The organism is Streptomyces sp. NBC_00078 (assembly GCF_026343335.1).
Classification (GTDB): Bacteria; Actinomycetota; Actinomycetes; order Streptomycetales; family Streptomycetaceae; genus Streptomyces.
In genome coordinates this window covers 8,686,599-8,708,148 of sequence record NZ_JAPELX010000001.1, presented here as the reverse complement: position 1 = coordinate 8,708,148, position 21,550 = coordinate 8,686,599, and the positions used below count along the sequence as shown (strand labels likewise).

Sequence of the window (21,550 nt, the reverse complement as noted above, 5' to 3'; positions counted from 1 at the left end):
TCGGTCAAGTGGTGGGTGGTGGGGGCCAGTTGCGCAGCAGGGAGTCGAGGGCGTCCAGGATCCGCGTCCAGGACTCCTCGGAACCGGGGGCGCTGTGACTGAACCCGCCGGCGGTCTCCAGGCTCGAGTAGCCGTGGAAGACGCTGCCAAGCAGCCGTACGGCGTGCGTCTCGTCGGGCTCCGTCAGGTGGTAGCCGCGCAGGATGGCCCGCGTCATCTGGGCGTGGCGGACGCCCGCGCCGGCGGCTGCCGTCCCGGGGTCCAGTCTCAGCCGGGCCGCGGCCGACCGGCCGGGGTGTTCCCGGCCGTAGTCGCGGTAGACGTTCGCAAAGGCCACCAGGGCGTCCTTGCCGGCCCGGCCCGCCAGGGCGTCGGCAGCCCGGTCGGCCATCTCCTCCAGGGCGAACAGGGCGATCCGGGTTCTGAGGTCCTGGGAGTTGTGCACATGCGAGTACAGACTCGCGACCTTGACGTCGAAGCGCCGGGCCAGCTCCGAGACGGTCACCTGGTCGAAGCCCACCTCGTCGGCGAGCTCCGCACCAGCCCGGACCACACGCTCCGTCGTCAGCCCCACACGTGCCATAACCACCCTCTCCTTCGCCTGGGTGAATTATGTATTTGCCTAAAGCTTTTAGGCAAATTAGCGTGACCGTATGGAACCGCTGACCGAGCAAGAGATCCGTGCCGCGTTCGTGAACTGCACCAAGGGCGAGGCCAGGCGCCTGAACATGCCCCGCGACCTGGCCCTCCAGCCCTGGGAGGACCTCGACTACCTCGGCTGGCGCGATCCACAGGCCCCCGACCGCGCCTACCTCGTGGTCCAGCTGGACGGCCGACCCAGGGCCCTCGCGCTGCGCAGTTCCACCGCCGGCTCCTGGCAGACACGGCGCAGCATGTGTTCGATGTGCCTCACCACTCACTCCGGAGGGGTGTCTCTGATGGTCGCGCCGAAGGCGGGGAAGGCCGGGCAGCAGGGCAACTCGGTGGGCGCCTACATATGCAGCGATCTGGCCTGCTCCCTGTACGTGCGCGGCAAGCGGGACGCGGGCGCCGGCGCACGGCTCCACGAGACGGTCACCCTGGAGGAGAAGATCGAGCGGACCGTGGCGAACGTCGCAGCGTTCGTCGCCAACGTGACCACGGCATAAGCTCGCCCAATGGCGAAGTACTTCGACGTGCACCCCGACAACCCCCAGCCGCGCACCATCGCCCAGGTCGCGGACAGCATCCGCGCCGACGCCCTCATCGCGTATCCCACGGACTCCTGCTACGCACTGGGCTGCCGGCTGGGCAGCCGTGACGGAATCGAGCGGATCCGCACCATCCGTCACCTCGACGACCGTCATCACTTCACCCTGGTCTGCCAGGACTTCGCGCAGCTCGGCCAGTTCGTGCGGGTCGACAACGACGTGTTCCGGGCGATCAAGGCATCGACGCCCGGCAGTTACACCTTCATCCTGCCGGCGACGAAGGAGGTGCCGCGGATGCTGCAGCATCCGAAGAAGAAGACGGTCGGCGTGCGCATCCCCGACCACGTCGTCACGCAGGCCCTGCTCTCCGAACTCGGCGAGCCGCTGCTGTCCAGCACGCTGCTCCTGCCCGACGAGGACGAGCCGATGACACAGGGCTGGGAGATCAAGGACCGCCTCGACCACGTGCTGGACGCGGTGGTCGATTCCGGAGACTGCGGCACCGAGCCGACGACGGTCATCAACTTCTCGGACGGCGAGGCGGAGATCGTGCGGCGGGGGGCCGGGGACCCGACGCGGTTCGAGTGAACTCGCACGTCGTACGAGGCCGGGGGCACCGCGGGGAAGGCGAGTGGCGCATGCAACGATGGCCGCACCCGGCCCGTCGGGCCGCAGAGTTGGTCGCCGCCGCGCGCAGAGAGGCAGCCCCCATGACCTCCGTACAGGGAACGACTGTGGACATCACCACCGAGGACGGTGTCGCCGACGCCTATGTGGCACACGCCGCAGACGGCAGCGCCCGTCCTGGTGTCCTGCTCTACATGGATGCGTTCGGGATCCGTCCCCATCTGACCGGGATGGCCGACCGCATCGCGGAGGCCGGCTACACCGTGCTGGTGCCCAACGTGTTCTACCGTCACGGGCGGACACCCGTTGTCGAGTTGCCCGAGTTCATCGACCCGGCGGCGCGTCCGGAGATCTGGGGCAAGGTCGGACCGCTGATCCAGTCCGTCACGTCCGACCTGGCCATGCGGGACGCGGCCGCGTACCTGCAGTGGCTGGCCGACTCCCCTCTCGTCACCGACGGCCCGGTCGCGCTGACCGGCTACTGCATGGGGGCACGGCTGTCCCTGCTGACCGCCGGCCACTATCCGGACCGGGTGGCGGCCGCGGCCGGCTTCCACGGCGGGCACATGGCCACGGACGATCCGGACAGCCCGCACCTGGCGGCCGAACACGTCACCGCCGAGGTCTACTTCGGCCACGCCGACGAGGACCCCTCGCTGCCGCCCGAGCAGATGCAGCGCCTGGAGGACGCGCTCACCGCGGCGGGCGTACGCCACCGCTGCGAGGTCTACCCGGGCGCGGCCCACGGCTTCACGCAGGCGGACACCTCGTCGTACCACAAGGACGGCGACGAGCGGCACTGGGCCGCGCTGCTCGACCTCCTCGAGCGCACCTTCTGACGCGTACCGCCCGACCCGGCCAAGGCGCCCGCGGAGTTCGCTCCGCGGGCGCCTTTCGTCGGCCATTGTTCAACTTATTGACATGCGCGCGCCCCGGTGCCAGTTTGAGAGCGCTCTCAACAAGGTCCGGACCATCCCCCTCAGGTGATCCCCCCACAACAAGTGAACCCCCCACGGAGGTGGAGCGTGCCCAGAAAGCTCACTCACCGGCTCCTGGCCCCGGCAGCGGCGGCCGCGCTGCTCGCTGCGGTCCTCGCCATCCACTCGCCGTCGTCCGCCGACGCGGCGGTGCCCGACACCATCCCCCTGAAGCTGACCAACAACTCCGGTCGCGGCGAGCCGGTCTACGTCTACACCCTGGGCACCCTGCTCTCGACGGGCCGGCAGGGCTGGGCGGACGCGAACGGCACGTTCCATGCCTGGCCAGCGGGCGGAAACCCGCCCACTCCCGCACCCGACGCGTCGATCGCCGGGCCCGCCGCCGGTCAGTCGAAGACGATCCGGATCCCCAAGTTCTCCGGCCGGATCTACTTCTCCTACGGCCAGAAGCTCGTGTTCAAGCTGACGACCGGCGGCCTGGTGCAGCCCGCCGTGCAGAACCCGAGCGACCCCAACCGCAACATCCTGTTCAACTGGTCGGAGTACACGCTCAACGACTCCGGCCTGTGGCTCAACAGCACCCAGGTGGACATGTTCTCCGCGCCCTACGCGGTCGGGGTGCAGCGCGCCGACGGCAGCACGGCCACCACCGGTCACCTCAAGTCGGGTGGCTACAACGGTTTCTTCAGCGCCCTGCGGGGACAGCCGGGCGGCTGGGCCAACCTGATCCAGACGCGCTCCGACGGCACTGTCCTGCGCGCACTGGCACCGGGCTACGGCCTGGAGAACGGAGCCCTCCCCGCGTCCGTGATGGACGACTACGTGAGCCGCGTCTGGCAGAAGTACGCCACGACCACACTGACGGTGACGCCGTTCACCGACCAGCCGAACACGAAGTACATCGGCCGGGTGTCGGGCAACGTCATGAACTTCACCGACAGTTCGGGAGCCGTCGTCACCAGCTTCCAGAAGCCGGACGCGGACAGCATCTTCGGGTGCCACAAGCTGCTCGACGCTCCCAACGACCAGGTGCGCGGACCGATTTCCCGCACCCTGTGCGCGGGATTCAACCGCTCCACCCTCCTGGTCAACCCCAACCAGCCGGACACCACGACGGCGAACTTCTACCGGGACACGGTGACCAACCAGTACGCCCGCAAGATCCATGCTCAGATGGCCGACGGCAAGGCCTACGCCTTCGCCTTCGACGACGTCGGCAACCAGGAGTCCCTGGTGCACGACGGCAGCCCGCAGCAGGCGTACCTGACCCTTGATCCTCTCAACTGAAAGCCGAACGCCGCGTTCCCGCACACGAGTTGACCCGTGTGCGGGGGACGGCATGGCGTTCGGTGTACTCCCGGCTGGTCCGGCCGTATGCCGTCGGGGTGGATGACATCCGCTTCGGTCGGCCGGAAGGGCGAGCCGATGGCGGTTTGCGCGTACCTCGCAAATGATCGTCGTGGCCGGAACTAGGGTGCGGAGGTCGTCGCTTCGGAGCTGGGCCTTCCGAAAACCTCTGCGGAACGGTAAGCCCTTTCTAGACCGCGCGGGCCGACCGTGCGGGAGGAGCCGCAGGGAAGGACCAGCCCGTGGAATTGTCATTTCACGCCCTATCCAGAAGAGCCCTGTTCACGCTGTGCAGGATCGTCGCCGTGTTCGCTCTCGCGGCGGGCACACTCACGACCCTCGGATCCGGCCAGGCCCACGCCTCCACCAACCAGTTCAGAGGCGTGAACTGGGCAGACCAGCGGGACAACTTCGTCAACGGCGTCCTCTACGTGTCAGGCCTCGGGCCCTCGGACACGTACACGTCGGCCGCCGCCACGGCCAACCAGGTGGTCGGCCAGATGTACTCGATCACCGGCGCCAACACCGTCCGCATGCCGATCAACGAGCCCACCGTCTCGACCTACTGGTCGACGTACACCGGGGCGATCGACACGGCGCTGACCAAGGGCAAGGTGATCCTGGCGTACTGGGCGCACGCCGGTGGCAAGCCGACGAGCACGAGCGGCTTCAACCAGATGTGGGACACCGTCGTCGCCAAGTACGGGAGCAACCCCAACGCCTACTTCGAGGTCATCAACGAGCCGTACGGCTACGGCACCGGCGACCTCGACAACTTCTACAACGCTTGGCTGGCCAGGTACTCCGGCGTGCCGCGCGGGCGAGTCGTCCTCGACGGAGCGGGCGACGCCCAGAACGTCGCGGCGGTCGGCGGCGACAGCCGCCTGAACGGCACGATGCTCGCCGTCCACGACTACTCGTTCTTCGCCGGCTACGAGGACGAGACGGAGTGGGCGAACCACATCGCCGGCTACATAGGCGGCTACGCCGATCGCACGATAGCCACCGAGTGGGGCGGCCCGATGGGCCCGGGCAGTAAGAACGGCGTCCAGTACGGCATGATCGACTACAGCATCCCCAGCGGGTCGTTCTTCGCCGACTACGTCCGCGGCGTCAGCAGCGAACTGCGCAAGCTCGGCATGGGCAGCGTGTACTGGCCGGGGCTGCGGGACGGCGACTGGTACAGCATGACCACCAGGGTCGGCACCGGCTCGGCCACCAAGCTGTCATTGGTCAACCCCTCGGGGCTGGCCCGGCTGCAGTACGCCTGGGGTGACGGCAACGGAGGCGGCACATACGTCAGGATCGGCAACGCCGCCACCGGCCTGTACGTCGACGGCGCCGGCGCCGTCGCCAACGGGTCCGAGGCCGACCAGTGGTCGGGCGCAGGCAGCCGCACCGAGGAGCAGTGGAGCATCGAGAACGACGGCAACTACGTGCGCATCAAGAACCGCGCGACCGGCCTGTACCTCGACGGCCAGGGCCGCACCGCCAACGGTTCTGCGGTAGGGCAGTACTCCGACACCAATGGCAGCAGCCAGCAATGGTCGGTGCTGACCAACGCCAACAACGTCCGGATCAAGAACCGCGCCACAGGCCTCTACCTCGACGGGATGGGCCGTACCGGCAACGGCTCCGCTTTGGGGCAGTACAGCAGCTCCGGCAGCGCCAACCAGCAGTGGCGGATCACCGCCGCCGGGTGACCTCGGCTGTTCTGGGTCGGCCCGGGAGGCCGGAAAAGGGTAACCGTGGCGACGGTCAGGTTTCCCGAGGAACGTGTGCCTTCCGGGCTGAGCGAGGATCGCGATGTCTGCGTGCCAGAGCACATCGGCGGTGAGGGCTTTGGCGGTGGTGGCCGTGGTGGCTGTCTTGAGGGTCAGGTCAACGGTGCCGGTGGCAAGGCTGCTGAGGCTGATCTGCACCTGGTAGGTGCCGGATTCGGCGACGTTTGTGAGCGGGATGTGCCGGAGGCCGGCCGACACCGGCCGGCCGCCGACCACCGAGGTGCCGGACCGGCCCTATCCGACGAATATGACAACTGAATGTGGCACATGACTGAAACTCGCCCAAGAGTGACCGGAGTTAACCGCTGAGAGTTGAGAGTTATTCAGTTACCAGTGGTAATGCCTTGCCTTCACATGACCTTCACCCGTAGACCTTTCCCACGATCTGCCATGGCTCTGGGGGGAGTTGGCACATGCACAGCACGGTTGACGGGTTCCGCTATGGCGCGGTGACACCTGTGGCTGCCTATCTGATGGCCTGTCTGGGAGGGGCGCTGGGACTGCGCTGCATCGTCCGGTCCCTGCTCGACGAAGAGTCGTGGAAGCCCGGTTGGCTGGCGCTCGGCGCCGCGTCGATCGGCTGCGGCATCTGGACGATGCACTTCATTGCCATGCTCGGTTTCCAGGTCGAGGAGACCGGGATCCGCTACGACACGGGCCTCACCCTGCTGAGCCTGGCCCTGGCGATCATCGTGGTCGGTATCGGCGTGTTCATCGTCGGCTACCGAGGCTCCGGCAAGATCACCCTCGGCGTCGCCGGCGTGGTCACCGGTATCGGTGTCGCCGTCATGCACTACCTCGGCATGGCCGCGGTGGAGGTGAACGGCGACATCCGGTACGACCCGCTCACCGTCGTCCTGTCCGTCGCGATCGCCGTCGTCGCCGCGACCGCCGCACTGTGGGCGGCCGTCAGCATCCGCGGCTTCATGACGAGCCTCGGGGCCAGTCTGGTCATGGGTGTGGCGGTGTCCGGCATGCACTACACGGCCATGGCCGCCGTGAGCGTCCATGTACACGGCAACGGCAACGGGGCCTGGGCGGGCGACTCGCCCACCTCCCTGCTGCTGCCCATGCTTCTGGGACCGGCCGTCTTCCTGCTGCTGGCCGGGGTGGTGGTCATGTTCGACCCTCTGCTGGTGCTGGGCGACGGCGAGTGGAGCAAGTCGGCCACGTCCCAGCGGACCTGGGCGGCCAAGGAGACGACAGAGCCAGCGCCGCAGCACAGCAGCGCCGGCTTCGGCGGGCCGGTCGGCCACGCCCGCCCCCGGCTGGATCACTAGGGGACCGCTCCGCCACAGTGGGCCCCACCGCCCGGCCACGACTGGTGATCCGCGGCGGCCTTCCCCATGCGGAAGGACCGGGCGGTACAGCGGCCCCTCCACACGGGAAGCCGGCCCGTCCGCATGGGAAGCCGGCCCTCAGTTCGGCGCACCGGGCGGGAGCCTCGGCAGCGAAGCCAGGCACACCGAAGGCCGCCTGGCTCGCCGTCCCAGCCTGTGGAGGCCTCGGTGTCAGCCCGTTCGCGAAGCAGGAACCAGTAGGCCGGGCGACCGGCCGAACTCCCGCGTAGGGCGACCCACCCCACCAGGGGCGGAGGAAGCCACCCTTGTTACGGTGCAGCGGTGTCTGACTCTTCACGCGATACGGCCGAAGGCGCCGGCTGGGGCTCCGCAGAGCGCGGCGAGTACAAGCGGCTGATGCCGCACAGAGTGGAAAAGCTCTCCTGGCTCAGCCCGAAAACGCTGTGGGCAGCTCGCAACGGCGTGCTGGCCTCCTGGTTCGGGGACCCCACGGGCCGTACCCGCAGCAGATGGGTGGCCCAGCGCCAAGCCGCGGGCGCGCCCGCGGACAAGGTGATCCGGCGCGAGGATCCGGACCGGTTCTCGTTCATGGTCATCGGCGACACCGGGGAGGGCGACGACCCTCAATACGCGGTGGTGCCGGGCTTCTTGAAGGTCAGTCAGGGGACGGAGTTCGCTGTCATCGCCAGCGACGTCATCTACCCGGTGGGCAGCGCGGACGGCTACGCCACGAAGTTCTTCCGCCCCTACCAGGACTACCGGGCGCCGATCTACGCGATACCCGGCAACCACGACTGGTACGAGGACCTCGGCGCCTTCATGCGTGTCTTCTGCGACGACGCCCCGCCCCTCGCGCCCGAGCCGGCAGCGCGCCCGCTGACCCGGGCCTGGACACGCGGTCTCCTGTGGCACCGACCGCGCCCGACGGACGGTCAACACCTGGACGAGGCACGGCAGTTGCGGTCGGAGCCGGACCAACGGGCCGTGCAGCCGGGCCCGTACTGGGCCGTGGACGCCGGACCGGTGCGGATCATAGGCATCGACACGGGCCTGCTCGGCACCATCGACGCCGAACAGGGCGCATGGCTGCGGGAGGTGTCGAAGGGCCCCCGGCCCAAGATCCTCATCACCGGCTCGCCCCTGTACGTCGACGGTGAGCACCACCCCTGCACCATCGAAGGGGGCAACGGCACCGTCGACGACATCGTCCGGGACCCCGAGCACCACTACGTCGCGGCGATAGGCGGCGACATCCACAACTACCAGCGCTACCCGGTCCAGGTGGACGATCGCACCATCCAGTACGTCGTCTCGGGCGGCGGCGGCGCGTTCATGCACGCCACCCACACCATCCCCCGCATCGACATCGCGCACGTCACCGAGAAGGACTTCTGCTGCTACCCGTTGCGCGGTGACTCCCTCGCCTTCTACAGCAGGCTCTACGGACGCCGACTGCGCCTGCCGCGCCTGTTCACCCTCACCGAGCACGAGGCGATGGCCGTGATCGCCGAGCGGCTCGGCATGCCGCCGACCCGTGCCCCCGGCGGGCCGGTGCGCGTCACCCGCCGTGCCCGCATCGTGGCCAGTCTGCTGGGTGCCGGCGGCCGCCCCGACCGCACCTCGCGCTTCCGCCTCCCGGTCCGCAAGATCTACACGCAGCTGTTCTCGCCGAGTTCGGCGACGTACAGTCCGCCCTTCTTCAAGTGCTTCCTGCGTCTGGACGTCACTCCGGAGGCGATCCGGCTGCGCTGCTTCGCAGCCACCGGCAACCGCGCCCAGGAGGTCGAACCGCCGGTCGAGGACGAGTTCACCATTCCCCTGACCTGAGCTTGAAAGTGGGAACACTTCCTGCGGGGATCCGGTTGACGCAGCCGTAGACCTTGATCGACGAACGACGGAGGACGCTGTGCCGACGACCTCACGCCCCTTGCGCAAGCTGGGTTTCCTGACCATCGGCCTGTTCGACGAGACAGATCCGCGCCGGGGGCACGAATCCACGCTGGAGATCATCGAGCTGGGTGAGCGGCTCGGCTTCGACAGCGCGTGGCTGCGGCATCGTCATCTCCAGTACGGCATCTCCTCCCCCGTCGCGGTGATGGCGGCGGCCTCGCAGCGCACCAGCCGTATCGAGCTCGGCACCGCGGTCATCCCGCTCGGCTGGGAGAACCCGCTGCGCCTGGCCGAGGACCTGGCGACGGTCGACATCCTGTCCGGGGGCCGGATCAACCCGGGTGTCAGCGTCGGGCCGCCGATGCACTACGAGCAGGTGAAGGAAGCGCTGTACCCGGACGCGGCCGAGGTCGAGGACTTCTCCTACGAGCGGGTGCGGCGCCTGCTGGACTTCGTGCGGGGCAGGAGCGCGACGGACTTCAGCGGTGTCGAGGGCTTCGAAGTGTTCTCGGACCGGGTCCAGCCCCACTCCCCCGGTCTGGGGCGGCGGCTCTGGTACGGCGGTGGCAGTCTGGGTTCGGCGCGCTGGGCCGGTGAGCACGGTATGAACTTCCTCACCAGCAGTGTCGTGAAGGCCGAAGGGGCGGGCGGGGAAGGGGACTTCGACTTCGCGGAGATCCAGCTGTCCCACATCCGCGCCTTTCGCGCCCAGCACCAGGACGGCGAGAACGCGCGCGTCTCGCAGGGCCTGGTCGTCATCCCCACCGACTCCGCCTCAGCCGGACAACGCGCGAAATACGAGGAGTACGCGGCCAGGCGCACCCCTCGCACGGCCTCACCTCAGGGGCCGGCCCGTTTGATGTTCGCGCCGGACATCGTCGGCACCTCCGAGGAGATCGCCGAACGCCTCCAGGCTCATGCCGCGTTCCGCGAGGTGGACGAGGTCGCGTTCGCGCTGCCGTTCGCCTTCGGGCACGAGGACTATGTGCAGATCCTCACCGACATGGCCTCGAAGCTCGGTCCCGCGCTGGGCTGGCAGCCCGCCGGCTGAGGTCACCAGCGCCCCGGCTCGGTCCCGACTACCGGCTGCGAGGGTCTGCCGTCCACGCCGACGGGTACGTCGCCCGTCAGCATCACCCGGTGCATGATCCGTGGGACGTCGAGGTGGGTGTTGTCGCTGGGGGCGAGGTGCATGGTGGCCCGGTTGTCCCAGAAGGCCACGCTGCCCGGCTCCCAGCGGAACCGCACCGTGTACTCGGGCCGGACCGCCTGCTCCAGCAGCATGTCGAGGATCGCCCGGCTCTCCGGGCGGGAGACGTCGGTGATCTGCTCGATGTAGTAGCCGTTGACGAACAGCACCCGCTCGCCCGTCTCGGGGTGCACGCGCACCAGCGGGTGCACGGAGGCGACCTGATGGTCCAGCAGGTGGCGCAGATAGCTGTCGTCGCCCGGACGCGGCTGGTAGCCGACGCCCAGGCGGTGCTCTGCGCGGAGCCCGTCGACGAACGCCCGCACGGGAGCGGAGAGTCCGGCGTAGGCGGCCGCCAGGTTCGACCATGTCGTGTCACCGCCGTAGGGCGGCACGGCCTCGGCGCGCAGGATCGTCGCGGCCGGCGGGTCGATGCGCGCGCCGTGGTCGCAGTGCCAGCCGCGCAGCAGCGTGTGCCGTCGGCGCTGCAGCCACTCGTCGTGCTCCATGCCGAACTTTCCGCCCAGCTCAAGGCGGTCGGCGGTCGTCTCGACCTCGGGGACGTCCGGCGGTGAGGCGCTGCCCCGTTTGCGCAGCACGACGGGCTTGCCGAAGCGGCGCGCGAACGCCACGTGCCCGGCGTGGTCGAGCCGTTGCCCGCGGAAGAACACCACCTTCCAGCGCAGCACCGCCGCCCGGATCGCGGCGACCACGGCGTCGTCCGGTGCGGAGGCGAGATCGACTCCTGTGATCTCGGCTCCGATGTGCCCGGCGACCGGTTTCACCTCGATCCCCGCGACCTGTTCGACGCCCGTCGCCGTGTCCCGCTCCGTCGTCATACGCGCTCCGATGATCACCGGACCGGCTCGGCTCGGCCGGTCTCGTATCCGATCTTCGCAGGGAACACGAGGGATGTTCCATGGCCGGATGCGGAGCGCGTCCTCGTCGCGGGCGCGCCGCGTCCCGGGACGGAATACTGCGGCATCCGCGGTTCCCGGGTCTCAGGGGCGACGGGAAACCGGCTGACGTGTACGGGAGCGGACCGCCGTCTGGCCACTCGGTACGGATTCAATGAATCCGGCCCCAGCCGCCCTTGTGGGCCTCTATGTTCACGACGTCAGTCGATCTTCGTCCCTCGTTTCGGGAAGGCCTTTCACATGCGCAACGCCCTCCGTACCGCCGTGGTCGGCGCGGTCGTCACCGGCACCGTTCTGACCTGCAACTCCGCGGGAGCCACACCGCCCGGCCCGGGGGTGTCCGGGCGGCTGATCAGCCAGACCACCGTCGGGGACACCGACTACGTCGTCCGGGAGATCACCGTCCCGCCCGGCCAGAGCACCGGCTGGCACTACCACGACGGCACCGTCTACGGCTTCGTCCGACAGGGCACCCTCAGCCACTACGCCTCCGACTGCGCCGGGGACGGTGTCTACAAGACCGGCACCGCCCTCCGCGAGCCGGGCGGACCGAGCGATGTCCACCTCGGCCGCAACGAGGGCACCACTCCACTGATCCTGGAAGTGCTGTACATCCTGCCGCACGGCGCGCCCTTCTCGGAGGACGTGCCGAACCCGGGCTGCTCGTTCCAGTGATCACTGCGGGGTCAGCGACTGTTCGGCCCAGATCGTCTTGCCCTGGCCCGCCTGCCGACTGCCCCAGCGCTGGGTGAGCTGGGCGACCAGCAGCAGTCCGCGGCCGCCCTCGTCGAAGGCGTGCGCCCGGCGCAGGTGCGGTGAGGTGGAACTGCCGTCGGAGACCTCGCAGATGAGGGTGCGGTCGCGGATCAGACGCAGCTGGATGGGAGGTGAGCCGTACCGGATCGCGTTGGTGACCAGTTCGCTGACGACGAGTTCGGTGACGAACGCGGCCTCGTCCAGGCCCCAGGCGGTCAGTTGCTCGGTCGCCGCCTGCCGGGCCGCGGCCACGCGCTCCGGATCCGGGGTGATGTCCCAGGTCGCGACCCGGTCCTCGCGCAGCGCGCGGGTGCGCGCCAGCAGCAGCGCCACGTCGTCACTGGGCTCCTCGGGCAGCACGGCCTTGAGGACCGCGTCGCACAGCGTGTCGAGGGTGTCGGCGGGGGCGGTGAGCGCGCGGCACAGTTCGTCGGTGGCGTGGTCGATGTCGCGGTCGCGGTCCTCGATCAGGCCGTCGGTGTACAGGGCGACCACGCAGCCTTCGGGCACTTCCAGCTCGGTGGCCTCGAAGGGCAGGCCGCCGACACCGAGCGGAGGCCCGGCCGTCATGGGGATCAGGCTCGTGGTCCCGTCGGGCAGCACGAGGGCGGGCGGTGGGTGGCCTGCCGCGGCAAGGCTGAGGCGACGCGAGACGGGGTCGTAGACGGCGTACAGACAGGTGGCGCCGAACTCGGCGGCCTCGGCACCGCTGTCGTCCGACGCCAGGTGGATGACCAGGTCGTCGAGGTGCGTGAGGAGTTCGTCCGGCGGCAGGTCCACGTCCGCGAGGGTGCGTACGGCCGTACAGAGGCGGCCCATCGTCGCCGAGGACGGGATGCCGTGTCCGACCACGTCGCCGACGACCAGGGCGACACGGCTGCCGGACAGCGGGATGACGTCGAACCAGTCGCCGCCGATGCCGACCGGCGAGCCGCAGGGCAGATACCGGTGGGCCACTTCGACCGCCGCCTGCCCGGACAGTCCCCTCGGCAGCAGGCTGTTCTGCAGGGCCAGTGCGGTGGTGCGCTCGCGGGCGAAGCGGCGCGCGTTGTCGATGCAGACCGCGGCCCGGCTGGCGAGTTCCTCGCCGAGGACGGCGTCGTCGCCGCCGTAGTCGTCAGGATTCGCTATACGGACGCCGACCGCGACGCCCAGCGTGGTGCCCCGGGCCCGCAGCGGCACCGCGAGCATCGAGTGGACGCCCCTGCGGTACGGGCGGCCCTCGGGCTCCCGTGTGTTGCGCTCGGCGACCCACCGCATGAAGTCCGGCTCGCCCGCCTGGCTGAGGACGGCCCGCCCCGTGTGCAGGGCCTTCGCAGTCGGCGAGAACGACGGGTAGATGTCGGTGTCCCCCACGTGCACGGCGGCCTCGGGCGTGCCCTCGGTGGCCGAGCCGTGCGCGACCCGCCGCATCATGACGTCGGCCTCCGGCATCACGGGCCCCTCTTCCGCGCCGAGAACCCAGTCGAGCAGGTCGACGCTGGCGAAGTCGGCGTACCGGGGCACCAGGAGTTCGATGAGTTCCTCGGCGGTGCGGATCACGTCCAGGGTGGTGCCGATGGAGGCCGCCGCCTCGTTCAGCAGCGCCAGGCGCTGGCGGGCCAGGTACTGCTCGGTGCTGTCGAACGAGGCGAGCGCGACCGCGTACACCTCACCGGTGGGCTCACGCAGCGGCCACATCTCCGTGGTCCAGGCATGATCCCGGTTCAGGGCCGGGGCACCGCCGTAGCTCTCGTAGCGGGTCGGCCTGCCCGTCTCGGCCACGTGGCGCAGATGGGCCAGGAAGCCGCTGCTGTGCTCGGCGTCCGCCACCGTGTCAGAGAAGAACCGGCCGAGCAGGGCGTCCTCCGGCACGCCCATGACGCGGGACGCGACGTCGTTGAGGCGCAGATAGCGCTGGCTGACGTCGAAGACGGACATCGACATGGCGGCCTGTTGAAAGGCCCGGCCGGCCTGGACCGAACGGTGGTGGTCACCGGCGCGCTCGGCCGTGATCATGTAGCCGCCGTCCTCGCCGCCCTCGCTCTGTACGACGCACGCCCGCACCGTGAGCGGGGCTGCGGAGCCGTCACGATGCCGCACCACGACGGTGCCGGTCAGCGCCGCAACGGCCTCGGGCGGGGGTTCCTCGGCAAGCAGGTCCCGCACCGGCCGGCCCACCACTTCGCCCGCCGGGTATCCCGTCAGCTGCCGGGCGCCCTCGCTCCACCCTGTCACGATGCCGAGGGCGTCCACGACCGCCGCGTTCGAGGCGTGCTCCATAGCCTTCAGAATGGTGCTTTTGTCGCACCGCTTCAACCGAAACGGAGGACCGGCCGGGTCCTCCGTTTCACGGGTGTCACTTCTGTTGTGCGCGCAGAGCGGTCAGGGCCCGGTCGGCGTGGGTGTTCATCCGGAGTTCGCTGCGGACGATGTCGAGGACGGTGCGGTCCTGGGCTATGACGAAAGTGACGCGTTTGGTGGGTGCCAGGGTGAAGCCGCGCTTCACTCCGAACAGCTCGCGGACCGTTCCGTCACTGTCGGAGAGCAGCGGCATGCCGAGCGTGTGGCGGCCCGCGAACTCCTGCTGGCGTTCGACGGGGTCGCCGCTGATGCCCACGGGCTGGGCGCCGACGGCGGCGAACTCAGCTGCCAGGTCGCGGAAGTGGCAGGCCTCCGCCGTGCAGCCGGCGGTCAGGGCGGCGGGGTAGAAGAAGAGCACCACCGGCCCGTCGGCGAGCAGTTCGGACAGCATGCGAGGGGTGCCGGTCTCGTCCGGAAGTTCGAAGTCGTCGACCTTGTCACCGATGGTGAGGCGCTCCGTCATGACCGTCCCTCCCCGCTCCTCGCGACGCTGCGGGCCCACAGCACCAGGGGCAGCTGCAGGGGCAGTCGTCCCAGGGCCGCGGCCTTCTGCGGGGTGGGGCGGTGGCGCCAGTCGACGGCCATCTTCACGTTGGCGGGGAAGACGCCGACGAAGAAGGCGGCCGCGGCCAGCGCCGAGGCCTTGCGCGTGCGGGGCAGTGCGATGCCCGCGGCCAGTGCGAGTTCGGCGGCGCCGCTGACATACGTCCATGTCCGGGGCGCGCCCGGCAGGGCCCGCGGAATGGTCGCGTCGTACGGGCTCGGCGCGGCGAAGTGGGTGACACCTGCTGCGGCCAGCAGGCCGGCGAGCAGCAGGGGCGAGCGTTCGGACCGTGGCACGGTTCCTCCTCTGATGACCTGCCGGGCGATGTTACCGGAGGGTAGAAGGGCGACGTCCCGGGCGTCCGGCATGAGCGGCCTTCCGCTCTCTCACGCCAGGGAGGCCACGGTCTTTCCGCGGGCGGGCCCCTGCTCCATGTGGCGCATGCCGTCGGCGACGGCGGCCAGGGCGTATGTCCGGTCGACCGACCGGCACAGCGTCCTTCGTCGATGCGGCGGGCGAGCGGCTCACCCGCAAGGACCCCTGACGATCCGGCCACCGAGGAGCCGGTCACTGGGGCGCCCGCCCCCCGTCTGACCTCCCCGGCTTCCCCCCGAGAGCGTCGCTCGTGTGGCGGGACACGGGCGATCCTCATCCGTCGTTCCCGGCGTGCATCGCCCACCATTGCTTCCAGGACCCGACCGGAAAGACGCGATGAGCATCCCCTGGCAGCGATATGCGGACGACCACGTCCGCACCGTCGACACCATGACCGCCTCGGGCTCGGCGGCCCATCTGGCGCGTACCCGTCCCGAGCACGCCCGGAAGACCCTCACCGACCTCACCTGTACGAGAACGTCCGCGCCGCGCGAGATGAAGGCCACGGTGGGTGTACTGCGCCGGAAGGACGAGGACCACCTGACGATCGCCCTCACCGACGACGACGGCTCGTCCGCCGTCGTCGCGACCCCCGCCCCGGGGCACCGCTCCGGGCTGATAGGCATGCCCGAACGCGCCCGCTCCGTCGGTGGCGCCCTCCAGGTCCGCCACCGCCTGGAGGACGGATTCGAGGTCGCCACCCGCCTCCCCCCGCACTCCGCCGTTCCCTCCCGCGACGAACTCCCCGGCACCAGGGAACGGCAGCCATGAGACGACAAGAACGGACACCATGACCCTCCGCGTGCTGCTCGCCGACGACCAGGCCCTCCTCCGGGCCACGTTCCGGATCCTGATCGACTCCTGCGACGACATGGAGGTGGTCGCCGAGGCCACCACAGGCGGCGAGGCCGTCGCCCTCGCGCGCGTGCACCGCCCCGACGTCGCGCTGATGGACATTCGCCTGCCCGGCACCGACGGCGTGGCCGCCACGTCCGCAATCTGCTCCGACCCCGATCTGTCGAGCACGCGCGTGCTGATCCTCACCACGTTCGAGATCGACGAGTACGTCGCCCAGGCGCTGCAGGCCGGCGCGAGCGGGTTCCTCGGCAAGGACGTGACCGCCGACGCGTTCCTCGACGGCATCCGGACGGTGGCCGTGGGCGACTCGCTGCTCTCTCCGCTCGCCACCCGCGCGCTGATCACGCGCTTCCTGGCCGCCCCCGCACAGGGGGTGCACCCGACGGCGTCCGCCGGCCTCCCCGCACTGACCGCCCCTGAGCGCCGGCTGATGGGCTGGGTGGCGGAGGGCCACTCGAACGAGGAGATCGCCGAGAAGCTCTTCGTCAGCCCGGTCACGGTGCGCACGCAGCTCCACCGCACCATGGCGAAGCTGGGCGCCCGCGACCGCGCCCAACTCGCCGTCATCGCCTACCAGTCGGGCCTCACGACGCTGTCGCCGCCCGCCGAGCGATGAGGCTGACATCTGGCATCCACACCTGACTGCTGACGGCGGACGGGTGACGGCTGACGGGCGACGGGCGACGGGTGACGCGCTCAGCCTGCGGAGAGTCTGTCCAGCCACTGTTCCAGCAGCGCTGACCCGGCGGCCGTGAACACCGGGGCTGGTGGGCACGCAGGCGGGCGGCCGGCGTCGCGGCGGCGACAGGGACGGCCCTGCCGCGCTCGCTCGGCTCGCCCGTGCCGGCCGGACGGGTCAGCGAGTCGAGCACACTGTCGCGCAACCGCCCGGAGAAACCGCGGGTCCGGGCAACAGCGCCTCCAGCGGTTTCGGCGCCCTCACCGTCCGCGCGCTCGCCGAGCTCGGGCACCCGGTCTACGCGGGGCATGCGTGCCGCCGATGTCGCCGACGTGGCGGAGGCCGTCGTGCGGGCCCTGGAACTGCCTCCCGGCAGGCGGCCGTTCCGGATCCACGTGGACCGAGCCGCGACCGCAGCGAGGTCGTCTCCGCCGTGGCCGACCGCATCCGCGTCGAGTTCTTCCGCCGGGTGGGTCTGGACGGTCTGCTGACCCGGGCAAGCAGTCTGTAGGTAGCTTCGTTCACCTGCGGACAGCGCCGTTCAGGGGAAAGCGGCACGCGGAGCGAATGGCGGCGGGCCGCGGCGTCGACAGTCATCCCGTGACGCTCCCCCTGATTCCGCCCATGCTCGCCAGGGCCGGCAAGCTGCCGCCCACCGCGCAGGACGCCCGCTGGGCCTACGAGACCAAGCAGGACGGCCAGCGCGTGGTGGCCTACCTCGAAGGGGACGGCAGCGTCCTGCTGCGCGCACGGTCCGCGGAGAACATCACGGGCGCGTACCCCGAGCTGCGGCCGCTCGGCTCGGTGCTCGGTACGACACCGGCGGTGCTGGACGGAGAGGTGCTGGCGCTCGACGAAGGGGGACGCGCCGACTTCCAGTTGCTGCAGTCCCGCATGGGGCTGGCGCACGCGCCCGGCAGGGCGGCACGGCAGGCGGCGAGTGTGCCCGTGCACCTCGTCCTGTTCGACGTACTGCACCTGGGCGGGCAGGACCTCACGGGGCTCCCCTATGCCCGGCGGCGGGGACAACTGGAGCGGCTCGGTCTCGACGGTCCGTTCTGGTCCACCCCGGCCGCGCTGGTCGGGAACGGCGATCAGGCCCTGCGGGCCACCCGTGAGCACGGTCTGGAGGGCCTGGTGTGCAAACGACTGGACTCGGTGTACGAACCCGGGGTGCGTTCCCGCGCCTGGATCAAGATCCGCAACATGCACAGTGAGGACGTCGTCGTGGGCGGCTGGCTGGCCGGCAGGGGGCGGCTGTCGGGACTGCCCGGCGCGGTCCTGGTCGGGCAACGGGCGGCGGGGCGGCTGCGGTATGTCGGGAGCGTGGGCACCGGCTGGAGCGAGGCCGAACGTGCGCAACTGGCGAGGCTGCTCGGGTCCGCCGCGACCGACGTATGCCCCTTCGACCCCGTACCGCCGGTCGCGGGGGCCCACTGGGTGGTGCCCCGACTGGTCGGCGAGGTCCGCTACAGCACCCGTACCCGGGCCGGAATGCTGCGCCAGCCGTCGTGGCTGCGGCTGAGACCCGACCTGACACCCGAGGAGTCCTCGGCCGACATCCCGGAGGATCCGGCTCCGCCCACCTCCTGACACGCCGTCACCAGCCGAACACCGGGCTGCGCTTCACCACTGGTACGCCTGCGACTCTTGGCCCGGAAGTGAAAACCCGGGATGCTGAACTCCCTTGCCCCTCGCAGCCGTTGGGCTGCGCCCGGACCAGGAGGAGGACGCGGTGTCGTCGCAGAAGTCCAAGCTGCATCGCAGGAGATGGCTGACCGGCCTGGCCGGCGCCGCCACGCTCGTCATCGCTTTCCCCGCCGCCGCCTTCGCCGCCCCGCCCCAGGCGCTGCCCGCGGCCGCGGAGGCCGCGGAGTTCACGTACCAGCCGGCTTTCGACTACGACACGGACGGCTGCTACTCCAGCCCCGCCATCGGCCCCGACGGCACGATCAACGGCGGCCTCAAGCCGACCGGCGCCCTCAACGGGCAGTGCCACGACGCCTCCGACCTCGACAACACCAACAGCTACTCGCGCTACAAGTGCAACAACGGCTGGTGCGCGTACCTGTACGGCCTGTACTTCGAGAAGGACCAGGCCCTGGCCGGCAGCAGCATCGGCGGGCACCGGCACGACTGGGAACACGTGGTGATCTGGGTGCAGGACAGCCAGATCAAGTACGTCTCGACGTCCAACCACGGCTCATTCACCGTGCATACGGCCTCCGAGGTCCGTTTCGACGGCTCACACGCGAAGATCGTCTACCACAAGGACGGCATCAGAACGCACTGCTTCCGGCTGGCGAACGCGAACGACGAGCCGCCGGAGAACGACCGGCACACCTGGCAGTACCCGCCGCTGGTCGGCTGGAACGGCTACCCCGCGGGCCTGCGGGACAAGCTGAGCGCCTACGACTTCGGGAGCGCCAACTTCGGTCTGAAGGACAGCAGCTTCGCCGCACATCTCTCGTCGGCGAAGCCGTCCGGGATCGCGTTCGATCCCAGCGCCTGACCGGCCGGCCCACGTTCTCCTCGCACCTCGTGAACCGGCGCGCATCCTGCGTGAGCCGGCAGGTCGCACCCTGCCTCTTCACCCGACCTACCGGCCGGTATCGTCGGCGTCCAGCGCGTTCTCTGCGACGAGAGACGGGACCCTTCCATGGCCAAGCACTGGGCGGACTTCCAGTACGAGATCTATCTCAACGGGATGTCGGGCGCCGTACCCAGGCTGCCCACCGACCTGACCCGGCTGGAGGAGCTGACCGAGCAGCGGCTCGGCCCTGGACCGGTCGGCTATGTCGCGGGAAGTGCGGGCGACGGCAGCACGGCACGGGCGAACCGGGCAGCACTCGAGCGGCGCAGGATCGTGCCGCGGATGCTGCGGGACGTGCACGAGCGGGACCTGTCGGTCGAGGTGCTGGGCCGTGCCCTGCCCGCCCCGCTGGCGCTGGCGCCCGTCGGCGTACTGTCGATCATGCACCCGGAGGCCGAACCGGCCGCCGCCCGCGCCGCCGCGGCGCAGGGGGTGCCGTACATCCTGTCCTCGGCGTCCAGCACGCCGATGGAGCAGGTCGCGGAGGCGATGGGCGACGCGGAGCGCTGGTTCCAGCTGTACTGGGCCAAGGACCGTGAGGTGACGCGGAGTTTCCTGAACCGGGCGAAGGCGGCCGGGTTCACGGCGCTGGTCGTCACCCTCGACACGCCGTTGCTGGCCTGGCGCCCCCGCGATCTCGACCAGGCCTATCTCCCCTTCCTGCACGGGGTCGGTACGGCGAACCACTTCTCCGACCCGGCCTTCCAGGCGGGCCTCGCCAAGCCGGTGCACGAGGACCCGAACGCGGCCGTGCTGCATTTCGTCGGCATGTTCGCCGACCCGGGCAAGACCTGGCCCGACCTGGCGTTCCTGCGGGAGAACTGGGACGGCCCGATCGTTCTCAAGGGCATCCTGCACCCGGACGACGCACGGCTCGCCGCCGACGCAGGCATGGACGGCGTGGTCGTCTCCAACCACGGCGGACGTCAGGTCGCCGGATCCGTCGCGGCCGCCGACGCGCTGCCCCGGGTGGCCGAGGCGGTCGGCGACCGGCTGACCGTCCTGTTCGACAGCGGCGTGCGCACCGGGGACGACGTCTTCAAGGCCCTCGCGCTCGGCGCGCAGGCGGTGCTGGTGGGGCGGCCGTACGTGTACGGGCTCGGCCTGGACGGGCAGGCGGGCGTCGAGCACGTGATCCGCTGCCTGCTCGCCGAGTTCGACCTCACGCTCGCCCTGTCCGGACACGCCACTCCCGCCACGATCGGGCCCGCCGACCTCATCGAGGAATCCGCATGACCACTGCCCCGAAGAACGTTCTCGCCGTCGTCGCCCCGCATGTCGGCGGCCGAGCCGCCGGTGCCGGACTCGCCTCCCTCTTTCCCGGCGAGGCGAACGTCATCGTCGTCGAGGCGACCGACGAGGACCCGGCCGCCCTGCACACGGCCCATGTGATCATCACTGCGCTGTCCCCCGTGACGGCCGAACACCTGGCCGCCGCACCGGACTTGGAGCTGGTGCAGTGCGCCAGCCACGGCTTCGACTACGTCGACGTGGAGGCCGCCCGGGCCCACGACGTACGCGTGTGCAACATCGGCTCCAGCGGCGCCGAGTCGCAGAACGTGGCCGAGCAGACCTTCGCCCTCATGCTCGCGCTCGCCAAGCAGCTGATCCCGGCGCACACCGCGCTCGTCGAGGCCGACTGGGCGCTGCCCCGGCTGCAGCGCTCGCTCACCGAGCTGTCCGGCAAGACGCTCGGCATCGTCGGACTCGGGAACATCGGGCAGGAAGTCGCCCGCCGCGCCGTCGCGTTCGACATGAGCATCGTGTACGCCGGCCGCCGCAGGCTGCCCGAGGAGACGGAGGCCCGGCTCGGCGGCGCCCGCCACGTCCCGCTCGACGAACTGCTGCGCACGGCCGACTACGTCTCGCTGCACGTCCCGCTGACCACCGCGACCCGGCATCTGCTCGATGCCGGGCGGCTCGCGCTCCTCAAGCCGACGGCGTTCGTGATCAACACCGCGCGCGGCGCCCTCATCGACCAGGACGCCCTGGCGGACGCGCTGGAGAAGGGCGCCCTGGCCGGGGCGGGCATCGACGTCTTCGACCCCGAACCGCCCACCCGGGCCCTGCGCCTGCTCAGCTCCCCTGGCGTGGTGCTCTCGCCGCATGTCGGCGGGGTGACCCGCGAAACGGTGGTCCGCATCGCGCTGGCCGCCGTGCAGAACGTGACCGGCTTCCTGACCGGCGGACAGCCGAAGGACGTCGTGGCCTGAACCCGG

At 70.3% G+C, this 21,550-nt stretch carries 21 protein-coding genes; 16 read left to right on the top strand and 5 right to left on the bottom strand.

Translation table 11 applies throughout. The annotated features are described in order from the left end of the window. Nucleotides 1–4: 4 nt before the first annotated feature. Nucleotides 5–583 (bottom strand): TetR/AcrR family transcriptional regulator, encoded by a 579-nt coding sequence (locus OOK07_RS40530; RefSeq protein WP_266801588.1) that lies wholly within the window; start codon nt 581–583, stop codon nt 5–7. 70 nt (nt 584–653) lie between these two features. Here OOK07_RS40530 and OOK07_RS40525 point away from each other — a divergent pair, with 70 nt between their 5' ends. The 9 genes from OOK07_RS40525 (at nt 654) to OOK07_RS40485 (ending at nt 10,128) form a co-directional block, all read left to right on the top strand. Continuing rightward, nucleotides 654–1,148, top strand: a complete 495-nt coding sequence (locus OOK07_RS40525) for an FBP domain-containing protein (protein ID WP_266801587.1) — start codon at nt 654–656, stop codon at nt 1,146–1,148. A gap of 9 nt (nt 1,149–1,157) precedes the next feature. Next, nucleotides 1,158–1,778 (top strand): L-threonylcarbamoyladenylate synthase, encoded by a 621-nt coding sequence (locus tag OOK07_RS40520; protein WP_266801586.1) that lies wholly within the window; start codon nt 1,158–1,160, stop codon nt 1,776–1,778. Nucleotides 1,779–1,900: 122 nt separating this feature from the next. Further along, the gene (locus OOK07_RS40515) at nt 1,901–2,656 is read left to right on the top strand and encodes a dienelactone hydrolase family protein (protein ID WP_266801585.1); all 756 of its coding nucleotides are present in this window, start codon (nt 1,901–1,903) and stop codon (nt 2,654–2,656) included. A gap of 186 nt (nt 2,657–2,842) precedes the next feature. Then, entirely contained in the window at nt 2,843–4,042 is a 1,200-nt protein-coding gene (locus OOK07_RS40510) for a glycoside hydrolase family 64 protein (RefSeq protein WP_266801584.1), read from the top strand. Nucleotides 4,043–4,407: 365 nt separating this feature from the next. After that, nucleotides 4,408–5,805, top strand: a complete 1,398-nt coding sequence (locus tag OOK07_RS40505) for an RICIN domain-containing protein (protein ID WP_266801583.1) — start codon at nt 4,408–4,410, stop codon at nt 5,803–5,805. Nucleotides 5,806–5,850: 45 nt separating this feature from the next. After that, nucleotides 5,851–6,144, top strand: coding sequence for a hypothetical protein (locus OOK07_RS40500; protein WP_266801582.1), 294 nt, complete (start codon nt 5,851–5,853; stop codon nt 6,142–6,144). A 155-nt stretch (nt 6,145–6,299) separates the two neighbouring features. Further along, a complete protein-coding gene (locus tag OOK07_RS40495) occupies nt 6,300–7,166 on the top strand; it encodes an MHYT domain-containing protein (protein WP_266801581.1) in 867 nt (288 codons plus the stop codon). Between the two features lie 342 nt (nt 7,167–7,508). Then, entirely contained in the window at nt 7,509–9,014 is a 1,506-nt protein-coding gene (locus tag OOK07_RS40490) for a metallophosphoesterase family protein (protein WP_266801580.1), read from the top strand. A gap of 79 nt (nt 9,015–9,093) precedes the next feature. Further along, nucleotides 9,094–10,128, top strand: a complete 1,035-nt coding sequence (locus tag OOK07_RS40485) for an LLM class flavin-dependent oxidoreductase (protein WP_266801579.1) — start codon at nt 9,094–9,096, stop codon at nt 10,126–10,128. A gap of 2 nt (nt 10,129–10,130) precedes the next feature. On the opposite strand, the gene OOK07_RS40480 is transcribed toward OOK07_RS40485, so the two are convergent. After that, nucleotides 10,131–11,105 (bottom strand): TauD/TfdA dioxygenase family protein, encoded by a 975-nt coding sequence (locus tag OOK07_RS40480; RefSeq protein ID WP_266801578.1) that lies wholly within the window; start codon nt 11,103–11,105, stop codon nt 10,131–10,133. Between the two features lie 318 nt (nt 11,106–11,423). Here OOK07_RS40480 and OOK07_RS40475 point away from each other — a divergent pair, with 318 nt between their 5' ends. Then, a complete protein-coding gene (locus OOK07_RS40475; protein WP_266801577.1) occupies nt 11,424–11,858 on the top strand; it encodes a cupin domain-containing protein in 435 nt (144 codons plus the stop codon). On the opposite strand, the gene OOK07_RS40470 is transcribed toward OOK07_RS40475, so the two are convergent. From OOK07_RS40470 to OOK07_RS40460, 3 genes are all read right to left on the bottom strand, one after another. Next, nucleotides 11,859–14,201: a SpoIIE family protein phosphatase gene (locus OOK07_RS40470; protein WP_266801576.1), complete on the bottom strand. Its 2,343-nt coding sequence runs from the start codon at nt 14,199–14,201 to the stop codon at nt 11,859–11,861. 76 nt (nt 14,202–14,277) lie between these two features. Next, a complete protein-coding gene (locus OOK07_RS40465) occupies nt 14,278–14,745 on the bottom strand; it encodes a peroxiredoxin (RefSeq protein ID WP_266801575.1) in 468 nt (155 codons plus the stop codon). Then, nucleotides 14,742–15,122, bottom strand: coding sequence for a DoxX family protein (locus OOK07_RS40460; RefSeq protein ID WP_266524483.1), 381 nt, complete (start codon nt 15,120–15,122; stop codon nt 14,742–14,744). Before OOK07_RS40460 ends, OOK07_RS40465 begins: the two co-directional genes overlap by 4 nt. A 415-nt stretch (nt 15,123–15,537) precedes the next feature. Between OOK07_RS40460 and OOK07_RS40455 the strand changes: the two genes are divergently transcribed. From OOK07_RS40455 to OOK07_RS40430, 6 genes are all read left to right on the top strand, one after another. Further along, complete coding sequence (locus OOK07_RS40455; protein ID WP_266801574.1) at nt 15,538–15,972, top strand: ATP-binding protein; 435 nt, start codon at nt 15,538–15,540, stop codon at nt 15,970–15,972. Nucleotides 15,973–15,991: 19 nt separating this feature from the next. Beyond that, nucleotides 15,992–16,675 (top strand): response regulator transcription factor, encoded by a 684-nt coding sequence (locus OOK07_RS40450; RefSeq protein ID WP_266801573.1) that lies wholly within the window; start codon nt 15,992–15,994, stop codon nt 16,673–16,675. Nucleotides 16,676–17,338: 663 nt separating this feature from the next. After that, nucleotides 17,339–18,331, top strand: a complete 993-nt coding sequence (locus OOK07_RS40445) for an ATP-dependent DNA ligase (RefSeq protein ID WP_266801572.1) — start codon at nt 17,339–17,341, stop codon at nt 18,329–18,331. 142 nt (nt 18,332–18,473) lie between these two features. Beyond that, on the top strand, nt 18,474–19,250 hold the full coding sequence (locus OOK07_RS40440; protein WP_266801571.1) for an NPP1 family protein: 777 nt from the start codon (nt 18,474–18,476) through the stop codon (nt 19,248–19,250). 147 nt (nt 19,251–19,397) lie between these two features. Then, a complete protein-coding gene (locus tag OOK07_RS40435) occupies nt 19,398–20,567 on the top strand; it encodes a lactate 2-monooxygenase (protein ID WP_266801570.1) in 1,170 nt (389 codons plus the stop codon). Continuing rightward, nucleotides 20,564–21,544 (top strand): 2-hydroxyacid dehydrogenase, encoded by a 981-nt coding sequence (locus tag OOK07_RS40430; protein WP_266801569.1) that lies wholly within the window; start codon nt 20,564–20,566, stop codon nt 21,542–21,544. The genes OOK07_RS40435 and OOK07_RS40430 overlap by 4 nt, the downstream gene beginning before the upstream one ends. Nucleotides 21,545–21,550: the final 6 nt, after the last annotated feature.

What these genes read in the sequence shown, in the direction of transcription:
- OOK07_RS40480 (WP_266801578.1), bottom strand. Translation starts at nt 11,105, where the DNA reads ATGACGACGGAGCGGGACACGGCGACGGGCGTCGAACAGGTCGCGGGG.
- OOK07_RS40450 (WP_266801573.1), top strand. Translation starts at nt 15,992, where the DNA reads ATGACCCTCCGCGTGCTGCTCGCCGACGACCAGGCCCTCCTCCGGGCC.
- OOK07_RS40430 (WP_266801569.1), top strand. Translation starts at nt 20,564, where the DNA reads ATGACCACTGCCCCGAAGAACGTTCTCGCCGTCGTCGCCCCGCATGTC.
- OOK07_RS40520 (WP_266801586.1), top strand. Translation starts at nt 1,158, where the DNA reads ATGGCGAAGTACTTCGACGTGCACCCCGACAACCCCCAGCCGCGCACC.
- OOK07_RS40530 (WP_266801588.1), bottom strand. Translation starts at nt 583, where the DNA reads ATGGCACGTGTGGGGCTGACGACGGAGCGTGTGGTCCGGGCTGGTGCG.
- OOK07_RS40515 (WP_266801585.1), top strand. Translation starts at nt 1,901, where the DNA reads ATGACCTCCGTACAGGGAACGACTGTGGACATCACCACCGAGGACGGT.
- OOK07_RS40470 (WP_266801576.1), bottom strand. Translation starts at nt 14,201, where the DNA reads ATGGAGCACGCCTCGAACGCGGCGGTCGTGGACGCCCTCGGCATCGTG.
- OOK07_RS40435 (WP_266801570.1), top strand. Translation starts at nt 19,398, where the DNA reads ATGGCCAAGCACTGGGCGGACTTCCAGTACGAGATCTATCTCAACGGG.
- OOK07_RS40495 (WP_266801581.1), top strand. Translation starts at nt 6,300, where the DNA reads ATGCACAGCACGGTTGACGGGTTCCGCTATGGCGCGGTGACACCTGTG.
- OOK07_RS40465 (WP_266801575.1), bottom strand. Translation starts at nt 14,745, where the DNA reads ATGACGGAGCGCCTCACCATCGGTGACAAGGTCGACGACTTCGAACTT.
- OOK07_RS40455 (WP_266801574.1), top strand. Translation starts at nt 15,538, where the DNA reads ATGAGCATCCCCTGGCAGCGATATGCGGACGACCACGTCCGCACCGTC.
- OOK07_RS40525 (WP_266801587.1), top strand. Translation starts at nt 654, where the DNA reads ATGGAACCGCTGACCGAGCAAGAGATCCGTGCCGCGTTCGTGAACTGC.
- OOK07_RS40475 (WP_266801577.1), top strand. Translation starts at nt 11,424, where the DNA reads ATGCGCAACGCCCTCCGTACCGCCGTGGTCGGCGCGGTCGTCACCGGC.